Origin of the sequence: Cognatundibacterium luofuense, from assembly GCF_018139685.1 — a bacterium.
Classification (GTDB): Bacteria; Pseudomonadota; Gammaproteobacteria; order Burkholderiales; family Burkholderiaceae_D; genus Undibacterium; species Undibacterium luofuense.
Genome location: NZ_JAGSPN010000667.1, coordinates 1 through 280 on the forward strand (window position 1 = coordinate 1; position 280 = coordinate 280).

Consider the following 280-nt stretch of genomic DNA (forward strand, 5'->3'; position numbering starts at 1 on the left):
GGTTTTATTGAATTCATCGATAGAACGTTGCGCCCAGCGCAGCGACATGCGCATGGATTTACCGGCTTCTTCCGTCGTCGCCGGACGGCCATCGATTTCATAAGGTGTGCATTCATCGAACTGCATCACGATATCGGAATTCAGCGAACGCTGGATTTGCATGGAAATCTCTGGCGACAGAAACAGGCGCTCGCCGCTGATCGGGGAAGAAAATTTCACACCTTCTTCGGTAATTTTGCGCATCGCGCCCAGCGAGAACACCTGGAAACCGCCGGAATCA

At 52.5% G+C, this 280-nt stretch carries 1 protein-coding gene; it reads right to left on the reverse strand.

The window, feature by feature from the left end:
- Positions 1–280: tRNA-guanine transglycosylase (locus tag KDM89_RS22115; RefSeq protein ID WP_212689886.1), on the reverse strand; the 280-nt coding region annotated here is incomplete at both ends.